Genomic DNA, 899 nt, shown 5'->3' on the forward strand with positions numbered 1-899 from the left:
CCCCCGCCCAGGCCCCGCAGCCGCGGCGCCCAGCTCGGCACCCTGATCCGCCGCTACACCGCCGCCCTCGGGGCCGACCGCACCTTCCTCGTCATCATGATCGCGCTGCCCTTCGTGATGGGCGCCATGGCCCGTGCCCTCGCGGGCAGCGAGCTGACCCGGGACACCGCGATGAACGCCCTGCTCATCCTGTGCGTCGGCGGCGTGCTCACCGGCGCCGCGAACGCGGTGCGCGAGCTGGTCAAGGAACGGGTCATCTACCAGCGGGAACGGGCCGTGGGCCTGTCCAGATCGGCGTACCTGATGTCGAAGGTCGTCGTGCTGGGCACGATCACCGTGATCCAGGCGGTCGTGCTGACCCTGGTCGCCCTGCTCGGCGTCGACCTCGACGCGCCCGGCGGCGAAGGCGTGCTGATGCCGCCCCTTGCCGAGATCACCATCGCGGTGGCCCTGCTGGCGTTCACGGCGATGATGCTCGGCCTGCTGGTGTCCGCGCTGGTGCGCAAGGAGGAGGTGACGATGCCGCTGCTCGTGCTGCTCGCCATCGTCCAGGTCGTCTTCTGCGGCGCCCTGCTCAAGCTGAACGGCGTACCCGGCCTGGAGCAGCTGTCCTGGCTGGTGCCCTCCCGCTGGGCGCTCGGCGCGATGGCCGGCACCATCGGCCTCGCCCGGATCGTGCCGGGCGACCTCACCGGAGATCCGCTGTTCAGGCACTCGGCGGGGGTATGGCTGCTGAACATCGGCATGCTCGTCGTCCTCTCGGTGTTCTTCGGATACCTCGTCTCCCGGCTGCTGCGCCGCCACGAACCCGCGGTCATGCGGAAGTAGGCCGCCGATGACGACCCCCGGCTTCCGGCCCACCCATGTCGTCCCCGGGTACGGCATGCCCGCCTGGGAGG

1 protein-coding gene is annotated in these 899 nt (G+C 71.1%); it reads left to right on the plus strand.

Annotation, left to right across the window (positions count from 1 at the left end):
- On the plus strand, positions 1-828 hold an 828-nt coding region (locus EHS43_RS45250), incomplete at its 5' end, for an ABC transporter permease (protein WP_148104374.1).
- Between the last annotated feature and the right edge of the window lie 71 nt (positions 829-899).

Origin of the sequence: Streptomyces sp. RP5T (assembly GCF_003933965.1) — a bacterium.
Classification (GTDB): domain Bacteria; phylum Actinomycetota; class Actinomycetes; order Streptomycetales; family Streptomycetaceae; genus Streptomyces.